The 24,097-nt window shown below is 47.4% G+C and carries 27 protein-coding genes; 6 read left to right on the top strand and 21 right to left on the bottom strand.

Features of this window, described 5'->3' with window-relative positions:
* The first annotated feature begins 72 nt into the window (after positions 1 to 72).
* Complete coding sequence (locus SD450_RS04680) at positions 73 to 501, top strand: tellurite resistance TerB family protein (RefSeq protein ID WP_318343474.1); 429 nt, start codon at positions 73 to 75, stop codon at positions 499 to 501.
* Here the strand turns inward: SD450_RS04680 and fbp are convergent.
* A complete protein-coding gene (gene fbp, locus SD450_RS04685; protein ID WP_318343475.1) occupies positions 498 to 1,505 on the bottom strand; it encodes a class 1 fructose-bisphosphatase in 1,008 nt (335 codons plus the stop codon). The two genes, SD450_RS04680 and fbp, sit on opposite strands and share 4 nt — an antisense overlap.
* Positions 1,506 to 1,617: 112 nt before the next feature.
* Between fbp and SD450_RS04690 the strand changes: the two genes are divergently transcribed.
* The 3 genes from SD450_RS04690 (at position 1,618) to SD450_RS04700 (ending at position 5,278) form a co-directional block, all read left to right on the top strand.
* Entirely contained in the window at positions 1,618 to 2,100 is a 483-nt protein-coding gene (locus SD450_RS04690) for a GNAT family N-acetyltransferase (protein ID WP_318343476.1), read from the top strand.
* Between the two features lie 26 nt (positions 2,101 to 2,126).
* Positions 2,127 to 3,377 (top strand): aspartate kinase, encoded by a 1,251-nt coding sequence (locus SD450_RS04695; protein ID WP_318343477.1) that lies wholly within the window; start codon positions 2,127 to 2,129, stop codon positions 3,375 to 3,377.
* Between the two features lie 80 nt (positions 3,378 to 3,457).
* The gene (locus tag SD450_RS04700; protein WP_318343478.1) at positions 3,458 to 5,278 is read left to right on the top strand and encodes a lysophospholipid acyltransferase family protein; all 1,821 of its coding nucleotides are present in this window, start codon (positions 3,458 to 3,460) and stop codon (positions 5,276 to 5,278) included.
* A gap of 18 nt (positions 5,279 to 5,296) precedes the next feature.
* Here the strand turns inward: SD450_RS04700 and SD450_RS04705 are convergent, their stop codons facing one another.
* The 20 genes from SD450_RS04705 to SD450_RS04800 form a co-directional block, all read right to left on the bottom strand.
* Positions 5,297 to 5,719 (bottom strand): arsenate reductase ArsC, encoded by a 423-nt coding sequence (locus tag SD450_RS04705; protein ID WP_318343479.1) that lies wholly within the window; start codon positions 5,717 to 5,719, stop codon positions 5,297 to 5,299.
* Positions 5,720 to 5,730: 11 nt separating this feature from the next.
* Complete coding sequence (locus SD450_RS04710) at positions 5,731 to 6,225, bottom strand: GNAT family N-acetyltransferase (protein WP_318343480.1); 495 nt, start codon at positions 6,223 to 6,225, stop codon at positions 5,731 to 5,733.
* 11 nt (positions 6,226 to 6,236) lie between these two features.
* A complete protein-coding gene (locus SD450_RS04715) occupies positions 6,237 to 6,725 on the bottom strand; it encodes a DUF6428 family protein (RefSeq protein ID WP_318343481.1) in 489 nt (162 codons plus the stop codon).
* Positions 6,726 to 6,727: 2 nt separating this feature from the next.
* Complete coding sequence (locus SD450_RS04720; protein ID WP_318343482.1) at positions 6,728 to 7,051, bottom strand: ArsR/SmtB family transcription factor; 324 nt, start codon at positions 7,049 to 7,051, stop codon at positions 6,728 to 6,730.
* Between the two features lie 91 nt (positions 7,052 to 7,142).
* Positions 7,143 to 7,523: a TM2 domain-containing protein gene (locus tag SD450_RS04725; protein ID WP_318343483.1), complete on the bottom strand. Its 381-nt coding sequence runs from the start codon at positions 7,521 to 7,523 to the stop codon at positions 7,143 to 7,145.
* A gap of 51 nt (positions 7,524 to 7,574) precedes the next feature.
* Complete coding sequence (locus tag SD450_RS04730) at positions 7,575 to 7,961, bottom strand: VOC family protein (RefSeq protein WP_318343484.1); 387 nt, start codon at positions 7,959 to 7,961, stop codon at positions 7,575 to 7,577.
* Entirely contained in the window at positions 7,958 to 8,416 is a 459-nt protein-coding gene (locus SD450_RS04735; RefSeq protein WP_318343485.1) for a DUF1801 domain-containing protein, read from the bottom strand. Before SD450_RS04735 ends, SD450_RS04730 begins: the two co-directional genes overlap by 4 nt.
* A gap of 7 nt (positions 8,417 to 8,423) precedes the next feature.
* Positions 8,424 to 8,930 (bottom strand): DUF4199 domain-containing protein, encoded by a 507-nt coding sequence (locus SD450_RS04740; RefSeq protein WP_318343486.1) that lies wholly within the window; start codon positions 8,928 to 8,930, stop codon positions 8,424 to 8,426.
* Positions 8,931 to 9,028: 98 nt separating this feature from the next.
* Positions 9,029 to 9,445 carry a response regulator transcription factor gene (locus SD450_RS04745; RefSeq protein ID WP_318343487.1) on the bottom strand — a complete coding sequence of 139 codons (417 nt, stop codon included), beginning with the start codon at positions 9,443 to 9,445 and terminating at the stop codon, positions 9,029 to 9,031.
* Between the two features lie 9 nt (positions 9,446 to 9,454).
* A complete protein-coding gene (locus SD450_RS04750; RefSeq protein ID WP_318343488.1) occupies positions 9,455 to 10,387 on the bottom strand; it encodes a 2-hydroxyacid dehydrogenase in 933 nt (310 codons plus the stop codon).
* A 19-nt stretch (positions 10,388 to 10,406) separates the two neighbouring features.
* Positions 10,407 to 10,772 carry a cupin domain-containing protein gene (locus SD450_RS04755; RefSeq protein ID WP_318343489.1) on the bottom strand — a complete coding sequence of 122 codons (366 nt, stop codon included), beginning with the start codon at positions 10,770 to 10,772 and terminating at the stop codon, positions 10,407 to 10,409.
* 10 nt (positions 10,773 to 10,782) lie between these two features.
* Positions 10,783 to 11,142 (bottom strand): nuclear transport factor 2 family protein, encoded by a 360-nt coding sequence (locus tag SD450_RS04760; protein ID WP_318343490.1) that lies wholly within the window; start codon positions 11,140 to 11,142, stop codon positions 10,783 to 10,785.
* Between the two features lie 11 nt (positions 11,143 to 11,153).
* Positions 11,154 to 12,509 (bottom strand): magnesium transporter, encoded by a 1,356-nt coding sequence (gene mgtE / locus SD450_RS04765; RefSeq protein ID WP_318343491.1) that lies wholly within the window; start codon positions 12,507 to 12,509, stop codon positions 11,154 to 11,156.
* The gene (gene rsmA, locus SD450_RS04770; protein WP_318343492.1) at positions 12,496 to 13,356 is read right to left on the bottom strand and encodes a 16S rRNA (adenine(1518)-N(6)/adenine(1519)-N(6))-dimethyltransferase RsmA; all 861 of its coding nucleotides are present in this window, start codon (positions 13,354 to 13,356) and stop codon (positions 12,496 to 12,498) included. Before rsmA ends, mgtE begins: the two co-directional genes overlap by 14 nt.
* Positions 13,357 to 13,374: 18 nt before the next feature.
* Positions 13,375 to 13,683, bottom strand: coding sequence for a gamma-glutamylcyclotransferase family protein (locus tag SD450_RS04775; protein ID WP_318343493.1), 309 nt, complete (start codon positions 13,681 to 13,683; stop codon positions 13,375 to 13,377).
* Positions 13,684 to 13,685: 2 nt separating this feature from the next.
* Entirely contained in the window at positions 13,686 to 14,003 is a 318-nt protein-coding gene (locus tag SD450_RS04780; RefSeq protein WP_318343494.1) for a DUF4286 family protein, read from the bottom strand.
* A gap of 146 nt (positions 14,004 to 14,149) precedes the next feature.
* Positions 14,150 to 15,886, bottom strand: coding sequence for a tetratricopeptide repeat protein (locus tag SD450_RS04785; RefSeq protein ID WP_318343543.1), 1,737 nt, complete (start codon positions 15,884 to 15,886; stop codon positions 14,150 to 14,152).
* A gap of 129 nt (positions 15,887 to 16,015) precedes the next feature.
* The gene (gene serS, locus SD450_RS04790) at positions 16,016 to 17,287 is read right to left on the bottom strand and encodes a serine--tRNA ligase (protein WP_318343495.1); all 1,272 of its coding nucleotides are present in this window, start codon (positions 17,285 to 17,287) and stop codon (positions 16,016 to 16,018) included.
* Between the two features lie 52 nt (positions 17,288 to 17,339).
* Complete coding sequence (locus SD450_RS04795; RefSeq protein ID WP_318343496.1) at positions 17,340 to 18,656, bottom strand: HTTM domain-containing protein; 1,317 nt, start codon at positions 18,654 to 18,656, stop codon at positions 17,340 to 17,342.
* On the bottom strand, positions 18,657 to 19,586 hold the full coding sequence (locus tag SD450_RS04800) for a bifunctional riboflavin kinase/FAD synthetase (protein ID WP_318343497.1): 930 nt from the start codon (positions 19,584 to 19,586) through the stop codon (positions 18,657 to 18,659).
* Between the two features lie 56 nt (positions 19,587 to 19,642).
* Here SD450_RS04800 and SD450_RS04805 point away from each other — a divergent pair, with 56 nt between their 5' ends.
* Together SD450_RS04805 and SD450_RS04810 are read left to right on the top strand one after the other, a co-directional pair.
* Positions 19,643 to 23,413, top strand: coding sequence for a zinc-dependent metalloprotease (locus tag SD450_RS04805; protein ID WP_318343498.1), 3,771 nt, complete (start codon positions 19,643 to 19,645; stop codon positions 23,411 to 23,413).
* Complete coding sequence (locus SD450_RS04810) at positions 23,410 to 24,096, top strand: hypothetical protein (RefSeq protein ID WP_318343499.1); 687 nt, start codon at positions 23,410 to 23,412, stop codon at positions 24,094 to 24,096. Before SD450_RS04805 ends, SD450_RS04810 begins: the two co-directional genes overlap by 4 nt.
* Position 24,097: the final 1 nt, after the last annotated feature.

Consider the following 24,097-nt stretch of genomic DNA (forward strand, 5'->3'; position numbering starts at 1 on the left):
CGAATTTCTTTTGTGGCGATTTACACTCCTTTTTTGCGATAAGATTTATATTTGTCCCACAAAATTTGAGATATGCCCATTTTAGACCTTTACGAGCACGGAGACCATAGAAGAAACTTGGCCCATTTTGCCACTTTGGCCAGCTTGGCTGCCATTGATGGAGAAATCAACTCCGAAGAGCGGGCGATACTGCAAAAGTTTGCCTTCAAGCTCGACATTACCGAGGATGAGTTCAAGGAGGTCATGAAAAAAGAGAACAAATATCCCATTGAGACCCCGCACAGTGGGGAGAAAAGATATCAGCGACTGTTCGATTTTTTCCAGATCATCTTTTCAGACCACGATATTGACGATCAGGAGCGCAGAATGGTCGAAAAATATGCCATCGGCCTTGGGTTCTCACCCAAAAAGGCAGCTCTTATCATTGACAAATCCATTGCCATTTTCAAGGGGAAGATTGCCTTTGAGGATTATCACACCATCGTTAGAAGGGAAGACTAGGAGTTTGACATAAACTCTTCGGCTTTTTCCACCATTTTTTTGCTTCCGCAGAAAAAGGGTACCCTCTCATGGAGTTCTTTGGGCTGAATGTCAAGAATACGCCGGAACCCATCGCTGGCCTTGCCATTGGCCTGTTCTGCCAAAAATGCCATGGGGTTGCATTCGTAGAGTAACCGCAATTTACCACTTTGTGCCTTGCTAGTCTTTGGATATATATAGATGCCCCCTTTGATCATGTTCCGGTGAAAATCCGATACCAATGATCCAATATATCGAGAGGTGTAGGGCCTGTCGCCTTCTTCCATTTGACAATATTTGATATAGTCCTTCACCCCTTGCGGAAAATGGATGTAGTTCCCTTCGTTCACCGAATAAATCTGGCCATTTTCAGGGAACTGCATATTGGGGTGGGACAGGTAAAAAGTTCCCAGGGCAGGGTTCAGGGTAAAACCGTTTACACCGTCCCCAGTGGTATAGACCAGCATGGTGGAGGTCCCATAGATGATATAGCCTGCTGCAATCTGGTTTTTTCCTGGCTGAAGAAAATCCTCTAGGGTCACAGGGGTACCTACGGGGGTGACCCTCCGGTAAATGGAAAAAATAGTACCCACGGAAACGTTCACGTCAATGTTCGAGGAACCGTCCAAAGGATCGATGAGCACTACATATTTATTTTGGTGCTGTTTGTCAAAGCTGTTGATGCTGATAAAATCATCCTCTTCCTCGGAGGCTATCCCACACACGATTTCCCGGTTCTTCAAAGTCTGTATGAACTTTTCGTTCGCCAGGACATCCAGCTTCTGCTGGTCCTCACCCTGTACATTTGTGTCCCCAGCATTGCCGATGATGTCCACAAGTCCTGCCTTGTTCACTTCGTGGTTGACTACTTTGGCGGCCAATCGGATGCCGTTCAGTAAGCGGGAAAGTTCCCCGGAGGTATATTGAAATGAATTTTGATTGGCGATAATGAACTCACCCAAGGTGCGGTGTTGTTTTTCAAACATGAAAAAGGTTGTTTTATTTGTGGACAAATATCGTGCATTTTGTGAAACTACAACGATTTCGCTACTGCCAATTTTTGTAATTTTATAACTTTGAGTTTTATTTGTAACAATTATGGAATACGCAATCAGAGATGCCCGTCCCGAGGACATGGAACAAGTACTGGCCCTTGTCCAGGAACTGGCCGATTTTGAAAAGGAACCCGATGCCGTTGAAATTACCAAGGAGGATCTGGTGAAAGATGGTTTTGGGGAAACCAAGCTGTTCCATTGCTTTGTGGCCGAGACAGATGGGGGCATAGCCGGCATCGCCTTGGTATATCCCCGATATTCCACTTGGAAAGGACCTGTCATCCATTTGGAGGATTTGATCGTTTCCAAAAAGATGAGGGGAAGCGGTCTTGGGACTGCCCTGTTGGATGAGGTGGTGCGCTATGGCCATGGTCTGGGCGTGAAGCGGATATGCTGGGAGGTTCTGGACTGGAACGAGCCTGCCATTGCATTTTATGAGAAAAAAGGCGCCAATGTGCTACGGGATTGGGATGTGGTACAATTGGACGAGAACGGAATCAAAAAATATATGGAAAGTCTGAATTGATCTTTCCCAAAAAGAACATACTGTACATGAGAGTTTTTAAATTTGGGGGTGCCTCTGTGAAGGATGCGGAAGGGGTGCAGAATGTAGTGAAGGTGTTGAAAGAGGTAGGCTATCAGGACACTTTGGTAGTGATCTCGGCCATGGGAAAGACCACCAACGCCATGGAAAAAGTGGTCGAGGCCTATTTTAATGACAAGAACGCACTTTCTGCGGCCATCCAGGAAGTGATCGAGTATCATAATGGAATATTGTCCGATCTGTTCAAAAACCCCAAGCACCCCATCCACGAAAAGGTGAAACTGCTTTTTGAAGAAGTAAAGGGTTTTTTGGCATGGAACAAGTCTCCCAAATATGCTTTTGTATATGATCAAGTGGTAGGATATGGGGAACTGTTCTCCACCACCATCATGAGTGCCTACCTTAACGAAGTGGGACTTTCCAATACGTGGCTGGATGTGAGGAATTTGATCAAGACGGACAATAATTATCGGGATGCCCAGATCAATTGGGAGCGGACCCAAGCCGAGGTGTCGTCAAAGGTGGATATGTCCAAATTGAACATCACCCAGGGTTTTTTGGGAAGCGACGATAACAATTTCACCACGACCTTGGGCAGGGAGGGATCGGACTACACCGCCGCCATTTTGGCCTATTGCCTCAATGCGGAATCCGTGACCATCTGGAAGGATGTCCCTGGAGTGCTGAATGCAGATCCAAGAAATTTTGAAAAGGCACAGTTGTTGGACCTGATTTCCTATCGAGAGGCCATTGAATTGGCTTTTTATGGCGCTTCGGTAATCCACCCCAAAACATTACAGCCCTTACAACGAAAGGAAATTCCACTTCACGTGAAATCCTTCATCAACCCTAAGGACAAAGGCACCACAGTGGGCAAGGGTGTAGGGATCGTTCCAAAAGTGCCCTGTTTCATCGTGAAAAAGAACCAGGTCCTGCTCAAACTCTCCACATTGGATTTTTCCTTCATCGTTGAGGACAGTATCAGTGAAATATTCAAGCTGTTCCACGACCATCGATTGAAGGTGGACCTCATCCAGAATTCCGCCATCAGCTTTTCGGTATGTTTGGACAACAAGTTCAATGGATTGAACCCGATGCTGGAAGAATTGAAACGAAAGTTCAAAGTGGTCTGCCACGAAGATGTATCGCTCTACACCATTCGCCATTTTGATGACGATGCAGTGAAATCCCTACAAAACGGTAAATCCGTATTGGTGGAGCAGCGCGGCAAGGAAACGGTGCAACTTGTTGTTAAATAGCAACTTCCATTCATAAGTAGGGCCTAAAAAGACAATGCCCGTAATTTTCTATCTTTACCCCTACCTAAATACACACATGCATGGGGTTGGTTACTGCGAAAGAAGTGGCAAAAGTGGTCCATCTGGACAAATATGGCTTTTTGGGAACTTTTGTGGGATGGCTTTTGATGGTTGCCACCAAGATCACCACCATTAATCGATTCTATAACAAGAACAAAGAGCTTCCGGGGCCGGAATTTCTTGATGCCATCCTGGAGCATTATGAAATAGACTTTGAAATCCCCGAAGAGGACCTAAAAAGGCTCCCGAAGTCGGGTCCCTACATCACTATAAGCAATCATCCCTTGGGGGGTATTGATGGGGTATTGCTTCTCAAACTGATGCTGAACGAGCGTCCCGACTTCAAGATCATCGCCAATTTTCTGCTGCATAGAATAGAGCCATTGAGGCCCTACATCATGCCCGTAAACCCCTTTGAGAGCCATAAAGATGCCAAGAGTAGCATCACTGGTTTCAAGAATGCGCTCAACCATTTGCGGGAAGGCCATCCACTGGGGATTTTCCCGGCAGGGGAAGTGTCCACCTACAAGGATGGAAAATTGGTGGTGGACAGGCCTTGGGAGGAAGCCGCCATCAAACTAATCCGAAAGGCGGAAGTGCCGGTAGTGCCCATTTATTTCCATGCCCGGAACAGCCGACTTTTTTATACCCTTTCCAAAATGAACGAGGTGTTCCGGACGGCCAAACTGCCATCGGAGCTCACCTCACAGCGGATGCGGCCCATAAAGGTGCGTATTGGTCAGCCCATTTCGGTGGCCACCCAAAACGAGGAGGAGACCTTGGAATCATTCACCGAACTGCTCAGAAAAAAGACCTATCTGCTGGCCAATGCTTTTGAAAAGGAACGGTTGATCGATAAGGTCCCGACCTCTTTGAAGATTCCGAAACCGCCCCAAAAAATCGCAACGCCTATCAATGCGAAGGTGCTTGCTGAAGAAATTGAACGATTGCGCGAAAAGGATTGTCGTGTGCTCCAGAGCAAAAATTATGAGGTGTTCCTGGCCAAACAAGAGGATATGCCCTTCTGCCTGAACGAAATCGGGAGGCAACGCGAAGTGACCTTCAGGGAAGTGGGAGAGGGGACCAACAATGCCATCGACCTGGACAAGTTTGATTCCTATTACCACCATCTGTTTCTTTGGGACGATGATGAAAAGGCGATTGTCGGGGCCTACCGGATGGGCTTGGGCTCTGAAATATTTGAGAAATATGGGATAGATGGGTTCTATCTTCAGGATCTCTTCCGATTTGAGCCCGAACTGTATGGGATGATGGCCAAGTCCATAGAAATGGGAAGGGCCTACATCATCAAGGAATACCAACAAAAACCCATGCCGTTATTCTTACTGTGGAAGGGAATCGTGCATACCACATTGAGGCACCCGGAGCATAAATATTTGATCGGAGGGGTGAGCATCAGCAACCAGTTCTCCAATTTTTCAAAATCGCTGATGATCGAGTTCATGAAGTCCAACTATTGGGATCCTTATGTGGCCCAGTACATCCGCCCTAAAAAGGAGTTCAAGGTAAAGCTCAAGGATGCCGACAAGGAGTTTGTTTTTGATGAGACCCAAGCCGACCTGAACAAGTTCGATAAGCTCATCAGCGAGGTAGAGCCAGGGAACTTAAGGTTGCCGGTATTGATCAAAAAGTACATCAAACAGAATGCAAAAGTGGTGGCCTTCAATGTAGATCCGCTGTTCAACAATTCCGTGGACGGGCTTATGTACATCAGGATTGCCGACCTGCCCGAAAGCACAGTAAAACCGGTCATGGAAGAGTTCCAGGCCGAATTGGAACGAAAAATGGCAGAGGGCAACGGCCCAACTGCCATTAACTAAACAGATACTTAGCTGGGTTTAGTTTGCCAATTCGTCCTTTACAAAATCGTGACAGAATTCCTTTATGCTGTTTCTGGCTTGGGTAAAGGCGTTATGAATATCTTCTTCAGAACCTTTGATTTTCGAGGGATCTAGAAAGTTTTGGTGGATTCTTCGTGCATTTTTTGAAGGGATGTACGGGCAATGTTCCTTGGCGTGGTCGCACACCGTGATGATATAGTCCCATTCAATACCCTGATATTCATCTACATGGTTGGAGGTATGATGGGAAATGTCAATACCATCTTCTTTCATAATTGCGACAGCTCCGGGGTTCAGGCCATGGGTCTCTATCCCGGCACTATAGATTTTGGCCAGATTGTCCTGAAAATGGTTCAGGTAGCCATGGGCCATCTGGCTTCTGCAAGAATTTCCTGTACAAAGTACCAATACGTTTTTCATATTTTTTGGTGTTATTGATCTAATCCTACTGATCTGCTCCTTTTTTCAAACAACAGGTTATCTTTCCATACCCCATTGATCTTGCCTATCCGCTCACGCTTGCCAATATATCGGAACCCCATTTTTTCATGGAGTTTGATACTGCCTATGTTTTCAGGGAAGATTCCGGACTGTATCGTCCAAAACCCAGCTTTTTCACTTTCTTCGATCAAGCGTTCCATCAACAATCGGCCTATTCCCTTGCCCCGGCTCTGGGCGGAAATATAGATGCTGACCTCACCGACACCGCCATACACACAGCGGCTGGATACCGGTGAGAGGGCCGCCCAGCCCAAAACGGTTCCGTTATCCTCGGCAACCAATCTGGAATGTGTGGTGTGGGAACTGTCCCATTGCCCATAATCAGGGGCACTGGTCTCAAATGTGGCAAACCCTGTAGCTATTCCTTCGGAATAGATGTTGGCAACCTGCTCCCAATCGGAAGCGATCATGTTTCGGATTATCATATCTTGGTGGATTAACAACATCCTGATCCAGGAGTGCAACACGCCTTTTCCTCAATGGGGTCTTCGGTGACGACACCACAGGTCTCCTTGGCCTTGCAGTCCGTTTTTTCGACGGAAAGTTTAAAGATGAGGGACTTGTTGTCCAAGGCATGATCGCTCACAAAAAGTTGGGCGGTATGGAATTCAGGATTGCTATACTCAAATTTGATCTCGGCATCTTGGACCATAGGTTTGATACGGTCCACCTTGTTCAGGATGCCCAATGCCTTATAGGCCGACATGAATTCGGTCTTGCCCTTCTCTTTGGGGCTTTCCCAAAGCTGTACAATGGTCTCTTTCCAAAAATCTGTATTGGCGCCACAGTCAACAGCGTCAATGGTGATGTTTTTCACTTCGGTGATGTGGTAGTTGGCCCCAACGAATCGGTGCGGTGCATATTCGAAGAGCAGGCTTTTGTCTTGGTGTTGTTTTAAAAGGGATAAGAATTCGGATGTTTTCATGTTTAACAGCAATTACGGTTAATATTGGAAAAGAACAGATGGAAGGACTGTTGCAGTTCGTCCCAACGTTCTTGGTTGATACAATAGCAAAGATTCTTTCCTTCGAAGGTCCCTTTGAGAAGACCTATTTTTTTGATTTCATTCAAATGTTGCGATATGGTGGGCTGCGAAAGACCGATGACATCCACAAGGTCGTTGCAGATGCAATTGTCCTGTTTGCTGATATACTCCAAGATGGCAATCCTGGCAGGATGCGCCATGACCTTCGCGATTTTGGCCAGTTCATTATGGGTTGCGGAAAAAATATGTGTTTTGGAGGCGCCCATGAATTGTCTATGAATGAAAATTTAATATTGCAATATTACGATGATATATTGAAATAAAAAAGCCGAACAAAAAAATATCCGGCTTTTTTTATTAGAACCAAGGTTTTTTGCCCACCTGATATGTCATATAAAACTCTTCATCAGATTTGGTTAGGTAAATGATACCTTCGATCAAACCAATTAGGGGTGGAATCCATACCAAAAATGCGCCGATTACAAGACATACAAGTAGATATGACAACAATGTGATGCCCAATAGGATGAAACCTTCCTTGTTATAGCCCAAGATGAATTTGTGTACACCTAGTGAACCTACAACAATGGCTAAAATGCCTGCTAGGATCTTTTTATTGTCACCACCGGCGCCTTGGAGGCCTTCTTTGAATTCGTGAGCGGTTTTTTTGGCACCTTCAGTGAAATCTTTGGCAGCTTCTTCAGCTTTATCCCCAAAGTCTTTTTTTTCTTCTGACATTGTTTTAATGTGTTGGTTAATGAAAGTTAAATGTAGGAAATAAATCGATATCTAAAGGAATGCTTTATCAACAGGCTCCCAAAGTTCCAGTTTGTTTCCCTCGGGGTCCATGATCCAACCAAATTTTCCATACTCATATTCTTCAATTTCCCCTATCACCTCAACTCCTTCTTTTTTGAGGACTTCCAACAGTTCCACAAGGTTTTCCACCCGAAAGTTCATCATGAACTGTTTTTCGCTGGGTTGGAAATAGGACGTTTTTTCGTCCATGGGACTCCATTGGGTCATACAGTCGTTTCCCTCCTTGTCCTTCCACCAAAAGGAGCAGCCGTATGGGTCTGTGTTGAGGCCCAAATGGGACTTGTACCATTCCTTGATTTTGTCCGGGTCCTTGGTCTTGAAGAAAAATCCGCCCAATCCTGTCACTCTATTTTTCATGATTTTTTGATGTTTTGTTCATAGATCCTGATCCATTCCTGTGGGGTCATCTTTTGGCACAGTTCCCCTATGAGCGTATAGGGAATGTTCTGGATGTTCTTGAAACGGATGCAGCTTTTGCCCATGTCCAGTTTCGTGCTCACATGTTTGGGATATTCGCCCACAAACCAATCGTGTATGTCTTTATCGGCATAGATGGCCGAATGGTACAAGGCCACAAAATTTTTCTGTGAGGCAATGTTGGCAAAGGGCAGGGGAGACTTTGGATCGCAGTGATAACCATCCGGATAGAGGGAGTGGGGCACCACAAAACCGATCATCCCATAATTGATGCATTCCTCAAAGCCCTTGGGGAGGTTGGTTTTTACGGTCTCCCGCAATTTTGAAAAGGCTTCTTTGCGCTCTTCGGGCACTATGCTGATGTATTCTTCCGGAGTTTTGGCATCTATGGTCATATTGGAATTATTTTCGATGTAAGATCAATGAAGAAAGCAAGCTGATGATGAACCCTACGACGAAAACCGTAAGCGCCATGATTGTGAAGGACATCAAAGGATTGGAAAATTGTTCGCGCTCCGCTTCCAGTCGGGCCAACTGTGCCTCCAGCTGATCCGCAGGAAGGGACGCCCTCAAGTTGTCGGCGGCATTTTCATAGTATTCGGCCATGAAGTCAGGGTTCAACACCTCGGTGTAAAAGACATCCAAAAGCCCAAATACAAGGGCGGTGATTAGGCTGATCAGCATGCCGATGACCAATGCATCTTTGAAACTTACCTTGCCCTCGTTTTCCTTATCCCTATACTGTTTGATCCCAAAATAGACAAAACTCAGGGAAAGGATAATGGACACATAGCCCAAAACTTCCTGTACCTGCAAGGAGAAATCATCCAGGACAAACCAACTGATCAGAAAAAGGGCACAAATGGTGATGGCACCATACGCTCCAAACTTTACTACTGTTTTTTTCATGGTATTCAATTTAAATGGTTGGACCAAAAGTAGCGGTGCGGTACAGTTGAGGGCTCATACTAAAGTACCAAAATCGGGGAAAACTCCTCTGAAAAAGTCTAGATGGATAAAATTTGCAGGTCTTTGGCCTTTTGTATGGCCTGAGTTCTCCGTTTGGCATCGAGCTTTACAAGAAGGTTGGAAACGTGGGTCTTGATGGTACTTTCAGAAACAAAAAGGATGTTCGCGATTTCCCTATTGGACAATCCTTTGGAAATGTGGACCAGCACTTCATATTCCCTTTTGCTTATGCCGAGCTGTTCCACTTTTTTATGGTCGATGGAACTACTTGGATCTGTGGATGGACGAATGGTTTTTCTGTTGATATATATCCCGACGAAGAAAAAAACAAGGGCTATGCCGGAAAGGATGATCTCAATGGAAGCATCCCCTGAAAAATAGGCATAGGAACTCAACTTGAAGAGCGCCAACAAGGCAATGATCAATGCAGAGAAAACAAAAATCGTTTTTTTCACCCCATAAAATTAGCAAAATTTGGCCTTGACCTTGTCCACAATGGTCTGAGCCAGCTTTTCCTTGCTTTCTACGGTCCATCCTGCCACATGGGGGGTCAGCAGAACGTTCTTTGCCTTTCGGAGGTATTTGAAGGCCTTTGGTTTTTGGACGAACATGTTCTCAAAGGATTTTTTCTCATACTCCAACACATCCAGCCCAGCGCCCAATACTTTTCCAGATTTTAATGCCGTGACGAGGTCCTCGGTCACCACACATTTGCCCCGGGCGGTATTCAACAGCCAAAAAGGCTTGTGGAATGCATTGATGAACTCGGAATTCACCATGCCTTGGGTAAGTTCCGTTTGGGGAACGTGCAGGCTCACCACGTCGGATTTTTGTTGGAATTCCATGATCCCTACTTGACGGGCATTGTCGTCGTCCACGCCGCCCACGATATCATAACAGATGACCTCCACATCAAAGCCCCTGAGTTTTTTGGCAAATGCCTTGCCCATGTTTCCATACCCGATGATCCCGACGGTCTTGCCGTCCAGTTCCACACCGCGGTTACCCTCACGGTCCCATTTGCCCTTTTTCACCTCGCGATTGGCCTTGCACATATGGTTCATGAGGGAGAGCAACATGCCTAAAGCATGTTCGCCAACAGCGTTGCGGTTGCCCTCGGGCGCAGAAGCGAGATATATGCCCCTGTGTTTGGCATAGCGGACATCGATGTTTTCCAATCCAGCCCCGACCCTGCCAATGAACTTCAGGTTGGTCGCCTTTTCCAAAAATTGCTGGTCCAGCGTGAACCGGCTCCTGATGATCACTCCATCGTACAAGTGGATTTTTTTTTCCACTTCTTCTTTGGTAGAGGTATAGTCTTCGTGGTTTTCAAATCCCAATTGGGCAAATTGCTCCAGGAGCAATGGGTGGTTGGTGTCAACGTGGAGAATTTTCATGGGGTCAAAGATACGATTCCTAGATTTTTGGATAGTGGGTCTGGGTCTTTTCGTGCTGGACCTTGCCGGTATGCGAAGTGGACAGTTTTTCAAAGAGCAGCACATGCACCTCTTCGCCGTTCTTGGTCATCGGTTTGTGCTCCACCCCTTTGGGCACTACAATGATCTCACCTTCGCGAACCACTTCGGTCCTGTCCCTAAATTGCATATAGAGGGTCCCTTTGATCACTTGGAACAGCTCATCCTCGTTTTCGTGGGAATGCCAGACAAATTCGCCCTGCAGCTTGGCAAGCAGCACCTGCATATCGTCCACAACGGCTATTTGGTGCGGATGCCATTGCTTCGTGAATTCGGCATGTTTTTGTTTTAGGTTGATGGGTTTCATTTTCTGAAGATTAATTAATGGGTATAGGTAGATTATGCATTTTCAAGAAAGACAGTTTGTCCCAATAACCCCGTTGGAATTTGATTTTTCCATCCACAACGTGAAAGAAGCCACATCCCCTGAGGCCCAAAGGGTCTTTCCACTCTAAAATGGCCCATTCGCCATCTTCGAAGATATTTTCTATGATACAGACCATGTCAGCGGTCGCAAATTCATTCCTGAACATTTCAAGGATAGCTTCCTTTCCTTCTACGGGGTCATTTGCCACCTGATGGTTTATGGCGTCAGGATGGTATAGCTCTGCCAAGGCATCTGCATTGGCCGAATTGAAAATCTTTACCCATTGCGCTATCAATTCCTTTGGTGTCATACCTTACTTATTTATATTCCCAATATCAATTTGGCGATGGAGAAATAGATCAAGATTCCAAAAATATCGTTGCTTGTTGTGATGAATGGTCCTGTGGCAATGGCGGGGTCAATGCCTCGCCGGTCCAAGAACACGGGAATAAAGGTCCCGATGAGGGCCGCAATGATGATAACCAGTATAACGGCAATCCCAATGGTAATGGAAACCATATAGGGCGTACCGAACAAAAAGTGGCTGACCAATAACACCACCGCAGCAATGGCAATACCATTGATGAGTCCAATGGCAAATTCTTTCAAAAGCCGTTTCATGACCTCCCCTTTGACGGTATCGTTGGCCAATCCCTGCACCATAATGGCCGAAGATTGAACCCCAACGTTCCCAGCTGTTGCCTGGATCAAGGGCACAAAAATGAGCAATATGGGAAAATTTCCCATCAAAGGCTGGAAGCTGTTGATGATGCTCGCCGCACCGATACCTCCGAACATGCCTATGAGCAGCCAGGGCAGACGTGCACGGGTGAGTTCCCAGATGCTGTCGTCGGCCTCTACCTCTCGGGAGATACCGGCGGCCAATTGATAATCCTTGTCGGCCTCTTCCCGGATCACGTCCACAATGTCATCAATGGTGATACGCCCCACCAATCTGCCGATTTCGTCCACCACTGGAATGGCCTCCAAGTCGTACTTCGACATAATCTTGGCCACATCCTCGGCGTTTTCGTTCACATTGACATAATCGACCTTGGGAATATACACATCTTTGATGTTCGTCTTGGTGGAAGTGGTGAGCAGGTCTTTCAAGGAGAGCCTTCCTTTGAGTAATCCCTCATCGTCCACCACATAAATGGAGTGCACACGGGTCACATTTTCGGCCTGGGCCCGCATCTCCTTCACACAGGTAAGCACGTTCCAGTTCTCGTTCACCTTCACAAGCTCTTTGGCCATCAATCCTCCCGCGGTGTCCTCGTCATAGCGCAACAGATCCACAATATGCTTGGCATGCTCCCTGTCCTCGATCTCGGAGATGACCTCTTGGATGATCTCCTTTGGCAGCTCGTTGATGATGTCGGCGGCGTCATCGGTATCCAGTTCCTCCAACTCGCTCGCGATCTCCTTTGCGGTAAGGTTGTTCAATACCGCTTCCCGGATATCCTCGTGCATTTCCGCAAGAATATCGGAGGTCTTCTCACTGTCCAGCAGCTTGATGAGATAGGTGGCCTCGTCCACATCCAGTTCATCGGCAATTTCTGCGATGTCGGCATAGTGGAATTCCTGCATCATCGACTGGAGCTCGGCATTCTTCTGCTCCGCGATCAGTTGCTGGATCTCTTCTAAAAGCTCGTCTGTAAGTTTAAACGGGGTCATTGGCTATCTTTTGGGTCAACGTTACAAAATCTGCCACACTGAGCTGTTCCGGGCGTTGGTCAAAGATAGCATCTTCTTTGAGATTATTGGATAGGTCGAAGGTTTTAAGACTGTTGCGGATGGTCTTCCGCCTTTGGTTGAAGGCTGTTTTCACCACTTTGAAAAAAAGGCGTTCGTCGCAGGCCAATTTTTGTTCATTCCTTCGGATCAGGCGCAATACACCGGAATCCACCTTTGGTGGAGGGTCAAAAACAGTGGGCGGCACGGTGAACAGGTATTCGGCCTCATAGAAAGCCTGTACCAGCACGGACAGGATACCATAGGTTTTGCTCCCCGGTCTTTCACAGATGCGCTGGGCCACTTCTTTTTGGAACATCCCTGAAAATTCCGGGATCTGAGCCCGCATCTCCAGCATTTTGAAAACAATCTGGCTGGAAATGTTGTACGGGAAGTTCCCCGTGATGGCAAATGGCTCATCGCCATAAAGCTCCGTCAGGTCGAACTTCAAAAAATCGGCCTCGATGACGTTCAGCCGATTGTTTTTTTTGAGGATTTCCGAATGTTCCAAGGGGAAACTATGGTTCAGGTACACGACGGATTCCGCATCGAGGTCCATGGCCACCAGATCTAGGTCGCGTTTGAGGAGGTGTTTGGTAAGCACGCCCATTCCAGGACCGATCTCCAGCACGTTTTTGTACCCTTTTAGGGTAAGGGTCCCTGCTATCTGTTCGGCAATGGTCTCATCCTTGAGAAAATGCTGCCCCAAATGCTTCTTGGCCCGAACGGCACCTTCTTCCTGTTTTTTGGCTCCGCCTTGGGCAGACCATTTTTTCTTCTTTTTGGACACGGCCGGTTTTTTTGCAAGTTACTGGGAATTTTCGATATAGACCCATGCCTCCAGCCCAGATTCCAAAGGGAATTTTTCCCGTTTGTAGGCATCGGTCTCATAGGCATCTGCCTTTTCCAGATCGGCGGTGGAGATGGTATACACGGTTCCTTTCACCTTGTCCTTGTCATCTTTTGTCCGAATGACCACAGGGTACTGGCCGTAAACGGCATTTTCCATCTTTTTGAAACCCAACAGTGTATCGGGATGGCCTTCCAGTGGATGCCCAAAGACATCTTGCTGTACCTGCCCTTCTTGCAGGGTGCCATACGTAAAGAGGTGTTCCAATGTCAGGGAATTTGTTGGCTGATGACCTCCAATTCTGTCCTGAAGGCCACAAATTTGTTGGGAAAGTTTTTTTGTGCCTCGGCCCGTAGGCGGGTTGCATCTTCCCGATAATAGGCCTCGAGGGTCTGCCTGTCCTGTGTGGTGTATTGGATGGAATAGGTGATACCGCCCATATCATCCTCCACCAGGACCTTGACCATTTTGGCGTGGGAGAATTTACCGGTTTCCAACATATCGGGAATGTGTTTGTCCCTCATCCATACCAACCACTGGTCATGGACACTTTCATCAATATTGATGGTGACGTTGTATATGAGCATGCTTTGTCTGTTTCTATGCGGATGAAATTAGTGTATTTTTTAGGAAATCGGCAGCTATTTTGAGCCATTTCGCATGGAGTGCCCATGGATACGGTTACGATTCCTCATTCTACGAGATTCCCGCCTTCGCGGGAACGACGACGTAATCAATTAATGGCATCCCCGCGGAGCTTTCTAAAATTGGTCCGGGCCTGTGGGAAATAATAACTGTCCTGATAGTCGTAGATGATCTTTTCAAAATGGGCCTTGGCCTTTTCGGGATCGTTCAGGATGTTTTGGTAGAGTTCCCCAAGGGCAAAATGGGCATCATCGGCCAAAATGCCATCCGCATAGAACTCCACGATTTTTTTATAGTTGAACTCGGCACTTTCATACTCCTTTTGTTCCTCCAAGAGCTGGGCTTGTTTCAGCAGGGCCTCGTCCTCTATCTTTTCCCCTTTGTGGTTCAGCAAAATGTCCTCTAGGGTCTCAATCGCCTCTTTGTTCTTGTTCTGGTAGGCGAGCAGATCCGCCCGGGCATATTTTTTCAAAGCCGTCTGGGTTGAATCTTCCAGTGAATTATCGGATATCAAAAGGCTCAACTGCATGGCGTCGTTGGCGATGAGTTGGGAGGTGGAGCCCCTGAGCACCTTCAATTGGGTAAGTGCCCAATCAAAATCCCCTTTGTAGAAACTGGTCTGTGCCACCTTGAAGCGGGCATCTTGTCCGAGCACGTCGTTTTTAAGGCTTTTTTGTACTTGGGTATAGAGGATGAGGGCCTCATTGAACCGCTGATCGTACACCAGAATATCCCCAAGGGCCAATTTTACATAGGCCATCGCCAACCTTCCCATGGGCAGTTCCAAACTTTCCTTGAGTATGCCGATGGCGGGTTCGGGCCTTTCCCGTTTGAAAGTGAGAAAATTGGCATAAGCTATTTGCAGCTGCAACGTTTGGCTTTGGTTCCCATATTCTGCCACGAGGTCCTTGAACTGTTTTTCCACATCGTCCAGTGTTTTTTGTGTGGGATTTTCCAGCACAATATCAATGAGTTGGAGTTGGGCATTCAATTTTACTCTTGGGTCGTCGCTGTTGTCCACAATGTACTGGAAAATAGAGGTGGCGGTGTCAAGGTCCTTGTCTTCCAGGGCAATATCCCCCAGATTTTCCAAGCGGTCCATGTTGGTTCCTTCGGCACGCTTATATATGGCCTTTTCCTGTCCAAAGGCGCTGTTGTACTGTTTTTGCTGCACAAAGAGCCAACTCAGGAGTTCGTTCCAGAGCACATCGGGGTTCTGTTGTGCATTTTTGAGGAGCACTTTTCGCAGTAGTGCGTTGTTTTCGTCCGTGGGGTCTTCGGAAATAAAATCATCGATGTTGCGAAGTACATTGGAGCGCGACGTCTTTCCTTCCCAAATCAGGTTGAGATAGGATTGGTACATTTTCTCTATATCGCCCTGTTCCCCGTAGATGCGTGCCAGTTGAAAATCGTAGTTCAGGTCCGGTTTGAGTTCCATGGCCCTGGAGTAGGCCCGTATGGCATAGTCGAGCAGGGCATATTGTTGAAAACGATACCCCACACTGTATCCATAATTGGGATTTTCATCTATTTTTTGGATGGCCTGTTCATAGTGCACTGCTGCTTTTTCAGATTGATTCTGAAGGGTGTAATTGTAGCCCAGTTCAATAAAGAAAGTGGGAAAGGCGTAGGGGTCGGCTATCTTCTCCAGCAAAAAGGCCTCGGCCTCATCGTAGCGTTCCAACTGTTGGTAGCAGGCCACCAGTCCCTCGGCATAATCGGTCCGTCTGGGATTGTTCTCCGCCAATTTTTCATAGAAGACTACCGCCTTTTCATAATCCCCATCATTGAAGTACTGTTTGGCCAAAAAGTCCTCTTGGGCCATGGTCGAGATGTGGAGCAAGCAGAATGATATGAGAAACAAAAAGTGCCGCAATCGCTTGTTTTTATTTCAAATATAACGTAGAAATGCCCGGGATTCTGTTAAGCGAATCCAAATAATCGATTGAAAACCCTAGTCGATCACATCAAAACCACAATAGGGAACCAGCACTTCGGGAATCTGGATACCGTTTTCGGTCTGGTAATTTTCCAAGATGCCCGCCAAGACCCTGGGCAATGCCAAAGAGCTACCGTTCAGGGTGTGGGCCAACTGGCTCTTCCCTGACTCGTCCTTGTAGCGTAGCTTAAGGCGATTGGCCTGGAAGGTCTCGAAATTGGAAACGGAACTGATTTCCAACCAGCGGTCCTGCGCGGTGGAAAAGACTTCAAAATCGTAGGTGAGGGCAGAGGTGAACCCCAGATCGCCCCCACAAAGGCGAAGGATACGGTAGGGCAATTTCAGTTCCCTAAGGATGTTCTTCACGTGCTCCACCATTTCGTCCAAGGCCTTGTAGGAATTGTCGGGATGTTCCAAGCGCACAATTTCCACCTTGTCGAACTGGTGCAAGCGGTTGAGTCCGCGCACATGGGCGCCATAGCTTCCGGCCTCTCTTCTAAAACAAGGGGTGTAGCCTGTATATTTGATAGGAAAATCGCTTTCGGCCAATAGGTCGTCCCGGTGCAGGTTGGTCACGGGGACCTCGGCGGTCGGGATAAGGTATAGGTCATCGGCCTGCACGTGGTACATTTGCCCTTCCTTGTCGGGCAATTGTCCCGTACCATAGCCAGAGGCTTCGTTGACCAAGTGCGGCACCTGCATTTCGGTATATCCCGCTTCGGTGTTCTTGTCCAAGAAATAGGAGATCAGGGCCCGTTGCAGACGGGCACCCTTGCCTTTATAGACGGGAAACCCAGCACCTGTGATCTTGACCCCCAGTTCAAAATCGATGATGTCGTATTTTTTGGCCAGTTCCCAGTGCGGCAATGCCCCTTCGGATAGTTTGGGAACATCGCCCTCCCGATACACCTCCTCGTTGTCGGCATCAGAATTCCCGGCGGGAACAGAAGCATGGGGAAGGTTGGGAATCAGGTACAATTGCTCCTGTAGGGCAGCAGCAGTGGCGTTCAGGTCGTCGCCCAATTGTTTTGAGGCTTCCTTCAAACCAGCGGTCTTCTCTTTCAGCTTGTTGGCTTCCTGTGCCTTTCCAGATTTGAAGAGCATTCCGATTTCCTTGGAAAGTTTGTTGGATTCGGCCAGGGTATTGTCCAATTGGGTCTGTATGGCACGTCGTTTTTCATCGAGTTCCAAAACCTTGGACACCATGGGTCCTGCATCGATATTGCGCTTTTTTAGAGCGGTGATGACATTTTCCTTGTTTTCCCTGAGAATTTGTAATTGAAGCATGGCCTTATTTTGAGCCGCAAATTTAATCGAATATTAAGAAGTCCCCAACTTATTATTCCTTGGGTGAAGGGAGAATCCATTCGTTGTGGGAGAAATGCTTCCATGGCACACTGGCCAGATCTACCTCGGGGTCGATGAACTCATGGTACGACCCTTGGTTCACCTTTACCTTGTTGTCCACAAAAACTTGGACATCTTCCCCTTTGTCAGCAAACTCCTTTTTGAGACGTTGGGCAAATTGCCATGAAAAATCGGGATAGCAGGCCACCCGATTGCGTTGTTTGGCGGTGAGGTATTCTTTAAGGTCGATGTAGGTCACCTTTTCAGTTTCCTTGTTCACGACCCGGTAGCGGATGGTGCCTGTGCGGCTGCGCAGCATCATGCGCCAGCTCAATCGATGCCCTTCCTCGGTCCAGAGCACATCATCTACAAAAAAATGGTGCCTCAGCGGTAAGGCGATCTGGATCACAAAGTAAATCCCCAAAATGGACAGAATGCGGTTTTTGTTTTTTGGGAAGACAAAGGCCTCGTCCATTTCAACGGTCTTGGTCTTTAGAAAAATGTTCCGGATGGTCTGTGGTTCAAAAAAGAACAGGGTGAAAGCAAGGGACAGATAGGGAAATATCCCAATCTGGAACACAATACTGTTGAAAAGATGGAAGAATATGGACAGCACAAAGGCAATTTTCCGTGTGGGTTTCCACAAGAGCGCGGGAACGATGAGCAGATCAAAGAGAATGCCGAAGATGGCCACAATTTTGTGCACCCACTTTTGCTGGAGCAGCTCACCAATCAAAAAATAATCCTTTTTGGACTGCATCAACACTTCTATCATGCTGAAATCCAACCAATCGGCATACAGTTTGGCGACGGATGCGTAGGTATATACGATGAACAATTGCAGGATGATGGTCCACCGTATCCAGTTGGACATGCTGTGCGACCGAATTTCGGGATGGAACCTGGCATCCAATGAAGCATCTTTGTGGGCAGGAAAGAAGGCCATGATGTAGGCGAGCAACATCAACAGGTAATAGTGGTTGTTGTAGGACGTCTTTTGCATGAGATAGACCCCGGTCCACATCACGGCGAAGGCAAGTGCCGCAAAGCGGTACCGATAGCCCAAGGCGATCATAAGGCCCAAAGTGCCCATAACGGCGAAATAGATGTACATGCCATTGCCTGGAAGGGGCTGTAACCATTCAAAACCGATAAAGGAGAAGGTGAACTTGGGTTCCACCAAGGTTCTCCGTACCCAACCGGTGGCTATGGCGCCATAGCATTCCGCACTCACCAAAAGCCCGTAGAAAATGCGAAAGACGATGAGTTGGGCGTTGTCTATCTTTTTGAACAGGAAATGGGCCAGCATCTATTTGGAGATTAGTTCCAACGAGTAGTCTTTGTCCTTTTTCAGTTGCTCCTTGAGTTCTTCAATGGAACCGAATTTTTGTTCGTCACGGATCCGATGGAGGAGGGATACCTGTATCTTTTGGTCGTAGAGGTCGCCTTCAAAATCGAAAAAATTGACCTCGATGCTCTTTTCGGTGCCATCCACTGTGGGATTGAACCCTATGTTCATCATCCCAAAATGGACTTTCCCGTTGATGGTACTGCTCACCACGTAGGCCCCTGTCTTGGGAATGAGTTTATACGTTTCGGCAATGTGCAGATTGGCAGTGGGAAAACCAAAATCCCTGCCCATTCCCTTACCTTTTTTTATGGTTCCGGTGAGCATATAGGCATAGCTCAGGTAATTGTTGGCCGTGGTGATGTCGCCTTCCAAAAGTGCCTTTCTGATTTTTGTGGAACTTACCGAGATGTCGTCCACTTCCTGGGCCGGGATTTCCTCCACCTCAAAATCCAATGTCTTCCCAAAGGTAATGAGGTCTTGGATGTTGGCATTTCTGTTGCGCCCGAACCTATGATCGTACCCAATGATGATTTTTTTGGTCTTGAGGCCGTCCACCAAAATATCGTTCACAAAATCAGTGGCGGACAACCTTGAAAATTCCTTTGTAAATGGATGCACGATCAAATAATCCAAGCCCAAGGTTTCCAATATCTGGGTCTTTTCCTCCAGGGTATTCAACAGTTTGATGTCCACATCTTTTTGCAACACCATTCGCGGATGGGGGAAAAAGGTGAGCACGGTGGATTTCAGCCCTGTTTTTTTGGCATTGTTTGTGAGGCGTTCCAATATCTTTCGGTGACCAAGGTGCACACCATCAAAAGTGCCAATGGTCGTAACCGTTTGGAATGGAATATCATTGAAGTGAGAAATGTTCTGGATTGTTTCCAACTGATCAAGAAATAAAAAAGGCTTACATTTGAATTAATACTACGCCCTGAATCGGTATGAAAGCTAAATTACACCTTGTTTTTTCAATAACCATAATTTTTAGCTGCTTTTACGTTCACGGGCAGCAGGGGTATTGGAAATCCATCCCCAAACAATCTTATCTGAAGAGTGCGTCCATCAAGGACATGGGAAAGGCCGAAAAGGTCTTTACGTTGGACAGGACCCTTTTTGCCAAAGAAGTGGAGTCAATGTCCTCTTCCAAAGGAAAACAAGTGGTCTATCTGCCGGGTACCGATGGGGAGGTCGTTCCTTTCTATTTGGAGGAAACCCCTGTACTCCACCCCGATCTCGCAAAAAAATATCCGGACATCAAGTCCTACACCGGGGTAAGCCCCGATGGAAAATACAAGATCAAACTCAGTAGCTCCCCAAAGGGCCTTGAAGGCATGGTGGTGGACCTGGGCACGCATAAAAAGACCTTTATGGAGCCTGTGTCCAATGCCGCGGACACCTATGTTGTTTATGATGAAGGATCCGGAGCGGCCGAAAAGGACAATTTTATCTGTGAGACTGAAAAATCCGTAATGGCCACGGCAAAGACCATTGTGCCCTTAGTGGATGATCAGGTATTGCGAAAGTTCAGGATAGCTGTTTCCACCACAGGGGAGTACACTTCTTTTCATGGGGGCACCGTTGCAGGGGCCTTGGCGGCCATCAACGCCACCATTACACGGGTGAACGAGGTTTTTGAGACCGATTTGGGGGTCACTTTGGAACTGGTCGCCAACAACGATGAGATTATTTTCACCAATGCCACCTCGGATCCCTACGGAAGCAGTTTAAATTCGCAGGTGCAATCTACCCTCACCTCGGTCATAGGAGAGGCCAATTATGATGTTGGACATCTGTTCCATAAGGTGCAGTTGCCCTCCCAGAACAATGGGAATGCAGGTTTTATTGGATCTGTTTGCGTCAACAACAAAAAAGGAAGTGCCTTTTCATCCTCTTCCACCCCGCAGGGAGATGTCTTTGACCTGGATTTTGTCGCGCATGAACTCGGGCATCAGTTTGGGGCCAACCATACCTGGTCCTTTGAATCTGAGGGTACTGGGGTACAGGCCGAACCCGCCAGTGGGAGCACCATCATGGGCTATGCAGGAATCGTGTCAGGGAATAATGTGGCTTCAAATGGCGATGATTATTTTCATTATAACAGTATTCTGCAAATATCCGCTTATCTGGAAACGGTTTCCTGTGCCGTGACAACACCATTGACCAATTTACCTCCTGTGCTGACGCCGGTGGACGATTTTATCATACCCAGAGGTACGGCTTTTGTGCTGGAAGGAAACGCAACAGACCCAGATGTAGGGGATGTGCTCACCTATACGTGGGAACAAATAGATGATGGGGTAGTGACCACGGCCAATTTTGGTCCCACGAACCCCAGCGGTGCCATTTTTAGGTCATTGCCACCCAATACAGATCCTGCCCGTTATTTTCCCAGACTTTCGGAAGTGGCCCAGGGCAATTTGACCCAGATAACGCCTGAAGAAGGCAGCGCATGGGAAACAGTTTCCGAAATAGAACGAGATCTTCGCTTTGCCTGTACCGTTAGGGACAATGCGGCCGGTAGTGGACAGGTCATTTCCGATGTGTTGGAGGTAAAGGTGGTCAAAGCCGCTGGTCCCTTTGTGGTCACTTCACAAACTTCGAACGAAATTTACGAGGCTGGTTCCGTACAGGAAATCACATGGGATGTGGCCCATACCAATATCTTGCCCATAGATGCCAAGACCGTGGATATTTTCCTTTCCTTGGATGGGGGGGTGAGCTTTCCCATTACGCTGTTGGAAAATACCCTCAACGACGGAAGCGAGGAAGTCCTTTTGCCTGGAAACGTTACCAGTTCGGCCAGAATTATGGTGAAAGCAAGCGACAATATCTTCCTTGCCATGAACGCATCCAACTTTACCATTGAAGAATCACAGGTGGTATTGAATTTTGATGTCCTGGACTTTGAGGTCTGCCAGCCAGATGATATCGTAATCCCATTCGTCTATGAAACCTATGCGGGCTTTGCCGAAACATCCACCTTTTCTGCGGATGTCCCTGTGGGCCTCAACGCCATTTTCGCCCCCTTGGATGCCAGTGCCAATGACACGGCCGTGAACCTGACCCTATCCAATACGGGCAGTGTCGCTCCTGGGGTATATGATATCACAGTGACTTCCACTTCCGCCTCCGTGACGAAGAGCGTGGTCCTCTCCCTGACGGTACAGGATGGCATGTTTGCTGATGTGCTGCCCACTTCTCCTGCCAACGGAGAGACCGGGGTGTCCTTGAACGCCCAACTTCTTTGGGAGGAAAACCCCCTTTATTCAAGTTATGATGTGGAAATTGCCACGGACATTGGTTTTGTGGATGTGATTGAATCTGTCACAGTACCTTTCAATTTATACAAGACCACGGCCCTGCAACCAGAAACCGAATATTTTTGGAGGGTTCGCCCAAGTAATGGCTGTGGCACGGGAACCTATGGCACTCCTTTTAGCTTTACCACTTCGCAGGTCAATTGCAAGAGTTCCGAGGCCAGGAACGTCCCTGAGGATATTTCATCCGTGGGAACACCTTTGGTGACCTCTTCCATCCAATTTTTTGAAGACCTCCCGATTTCGGACATCAATGTAAACCTGGAAATTGACCATACCTATTTGGAAGATCTCATTGTCACTTTGATTTCGCCAGCCGGAACAAGGGTGGCCTTGATTTCCAATACCTGTGGCGAACTGAACAACCTCAATGCAATCTTCGATGACGACGGAGACCCCATTTCATGTTCCGGTAGCCCTGCCATCTCGGGTACGGTACAGCCTTTGGGTTCGTTGGGTTCGTTGCAGGGTGAATCCATTTTGGGAGAATGGACGTTGGAAGTCCAGGATACCGCTTCGAGTGATGGTGGGGCGTTGGTAGCATTTTCCCTTGATATTTGTGTGGAGGGTGTTTACAGGCCGGACGTTGATGAAGACGGGGTTTTTGATGATGGCGATGACCTTTGTTTGGGAACGCCGAAAGGTGTCGAGGTGGACACCAATGGGTGCGCCATTTATCGGTTTGCTTCAGATAATTTTGGTATAGAGGTTCAAAGCGAAAGCTGTAGGAGCAGCAATAATGGCACCATTACCATTGTTCCAGAGAATACATCCATTGCCTATACCGCTACTTTGGAAGGTGGGGGAGCCCCAGTGATTGTTGATTTTACCAATTCGCATATTTTTGAGAATCTTATTGCGGGCGAATATTCCCTCTGCATCACAGGAACCAATGGAATGATCACCTATGAAGAAGTATGCTTCGCAGCGGTGGTCACCCAGCCTGATGAGTTGGACGTCGAGGCCCTGTTGGATTCCAATGCTCTGGACCTTACCTTAAGCGGGGCGACCTTGTTCAACGTAGAACTCAACGGTCTGGTCACCCAAACAGAATCATCCAAAATGCAACTGACATTGAAGGAAGGCGTAAATACGCTGAGGGTATATTCCAATCTGCCCTGCCAAGGCGTTTATGAAGAGTCGTTTTTCTATTCATCAAGGCCCATACTTTCCCCCAATCCTGTCGATGCTGTTACAGAAGTCTATTTGGGTGGGTTTGAAGGAAATGTGGGTATCGAGATTTTTTCGGTCAATGGACGATTGGTCTTTACGGATACCAAGAATGCAATAGGGGAAAACCTTCAACTGGATCTGTCCATGTTGCCAAAGGGGATCTATTACCTCGCCCTGGATAAAAATGGAGTGCGTGAAATGTTTAAATTCATAAAAAGATGATTCGGAAGATAGTAGGACTGTCCTTATTGGCCTTGTTGGTTTCATGCGGAGGAGATGATGGTCCACCACCTGCACCCGAGGGGGCAGAATTGGTGTTTCCGGATGAAAACTCCGAATGTACCACGGGAACCAGTGTCAACGAGACGTTGAGCCAGGTCACTTTTCAATGGAAGGCTTCCCAGAATACGGAAAGTTATACCTTGAGTGTGGTCAATCTTGACACCAATGTGCCGCAGACCATTTCAACCACCACCACGTCGGCCAGCTTGTCCATTGCCAAAGGCACCCCTTTTGCATGGTCGGTGACTTCCAGAAGCTCCCGGTCCGATCAAGTGGCCTCAAGCGAGACATGGCTGTTCTACAATGCGGGATCACAGACCACATATCCTCCTTTTCCTGCCCAATTGATGAACCCGTTGTCGGGATCTACGGTAATCAAAAATATCGCTAATGAAGTGGTCCTGGAATGGCAGGGTGCCGATGTGGACAACGATATTGCTTCTTTTGAAGTGTTCTTTTCAACGAATAACCCTCCGGAAAGCGCCGTGGGCACAACGAATGCCTCTACGATGGAATTTCCAGTGAGTGTGGAATCGGCTACGGTATATTATTGGAAGGTCATCACCACCGATCAGGAAGGGAATACTTCGGATTCCGGGGTGTTCGAGTTCAAGGTGTACTAGA

This window comes from Flagellimonas baculiformis (assembly GCF_033441575.1).
In the GTDB taxonomy this organism is placed as follows: Bacteria; Bacteroidota; Bacteroidia; order Flavobacteriales; family Flavobacteriaceae; genus Flagellimonas; species Flagellimonas baculiformis.

Excerpts from the sequence above, each read along its gene's own strand:
- SD450_RS04680 (WP_318343474.1), top strand. The coding sequence starts at position 73 with ATGCCCATTTTAGACCTTTACGAGCACGGAGACCATAGAAGAAACTTG.
- fbp (WP_318343475.1), bottom strand. The coding sequence starts at position 1,505 with ATGTTTGAAAAACAACACCGCACCTTGGGTGAGTTCATTATCGCCAAT.
- SD450_RS04690 (WP_318343476.1), top strand. The coding sequence starts at position 1,618 with ATGGAATACGCAATCAGAGATGCCCGTCCCGAGGACATGGAACAAGTA.
- SD450_RS04695 (WP_318343477.1), top strand. The coding sequence starts at position 2,127 with ATGAGAGTTTTTAAATTTGGGGGTGCCTCTGTGAAGGATGCGGAAGGG.
- SD450_RS04700 (WP_318343478.1), top strand. The coding sequence starts at position 3,458 with ATGGGGTTGGTTACTGCGAAAGAAGTGGCAAAAGTGGTCCATCTGGAC.
- SD450_RS04705 (WP_318343479.1), bottom strand. The coding sequence starts at position 5,719 with ATGAAAAACGTATTGGTACTTTGTACAGGAAATTCTTGCAGAAGCCAG.
- SD450_RS04710 (WP_318343480.1), bottom strand. The coding sequence starts at position 6,225 with ATGATAATCCGAAACATGATCGCTTCCGATTGGGAGCAGGTTGCCAAC.
- SD450_RS04715 (WP_318343481.1), bottom strand. The coding sequence starts at position 6,725 with ATGAAAACATCCGAATTCTTATCCCTTTTAAAACAACACCAAGACAAA.
- SD450_RS04720 (WP_318343482.1), bottom strand. The coding sequence starts at position 7,051 with ATGGGCGCCTCCAAAACACATATTTTTTCCGCAACCCATAATGAACTG.
- SD450_RS04725 (WP_318343483.1), bottom strand. The coding sequence starts at position 7,523 with ATGTCAGAAGAAAAAAAAGACTTTGGGGATAAAGCTGAAGAAGCTGCC.
- SD450_RS04730 (WP_318343484.1), bottom strand. The coding sequence starts at position 7,961 with ATGAAAAATAGAGTGACAGGATTGGGCGGATTTTTCTTCAAGACCAAG.
- SD450_RS04735 (WP_318343485.1), bottom strand. The coding sequence starts at position 8,416 with ATGACCATAGATGCCAAAACTCCGGAAGAATACATCAGCATAGTGCCC.
- SD450_RS04740 (WP_318343486.1), bottom strand. The coding sequence starts at position 8,930 with ATGAAAAAAACAGTAGTAAAGTTTGGAGCGTATGGTGCCATCACCATT.
- SD450_RS04750 (WP_318343488.1), bottom strand. The coding sequence starts at position 10,387 with ATGAAAATTCTCCACGTTGACACCAACCACCCATTGCTCCTGGAGCAA.
- SD450_RS04755 (WP_318343489.1), bottom strand. The coding sequence starts at position 10,772 with ATGAAACCCATCAACCTAAAACAAAAACATGCCGAATTCACGAAGCAA.
- SD450_RS04760 (WP_318343490.1), bottom strand. The coding sequence starts at position 11,142 with ATGACACCAAAGGAATTGATAGCGCAATGGGTAAAGATTTTCAATTCG.
- mgtE (WP_318343491.1), bottom strand. The coding sequence starts at position 12,509 with ATGACCCCGTTTAAACTTACAGACGAGCTTTTAGAAGAGATCCAGCAA.
- SD450_RS04780 (WP_318343494.1), bottom strand. The coding sequence starts at position 14,003 with ATGCTCATATACAACGTCACCATCAATATTGATGAAAGTGTCCATGAC.
- SD450_RS04785 (WP_318343543.1), bottom strand. The coding sequence starts at position 15,886 with ATGGCCCAAGAGGACTTTTTGGCCAAACAGTACTTCAATGATGGGGAT.
- serS (WP_318343495.1), bottom strand. The coding sequence starts at position 17,287 with ATGCTTCAATTACAAATTCTCAGGGAAAACAAGGAAAATGTCATCACC.
- SD450_RS04795 (WP_318343496.1), bottom strand. The coding sequence starts at position 18,656 with ATGCTGGCCCATTTCCTGTTCAAAAAGATAGACAACGCCCAACTCATC.
- SD450_RS04805 (WP_318343498.1), top strand. The coding sequence starts at position 19,643 with ATGAAAGCTAAATTACACCTTGTTTTTTCAATAACCATAATTTTTAGC.
- SD450_RS04810 (WP_318343499.1), top strand. The coding sequence starts at position 23,410 with ATGATTCGGAAGATAGTAGGACTGTCCTTATTGGCCTTGTTGGTTTCA.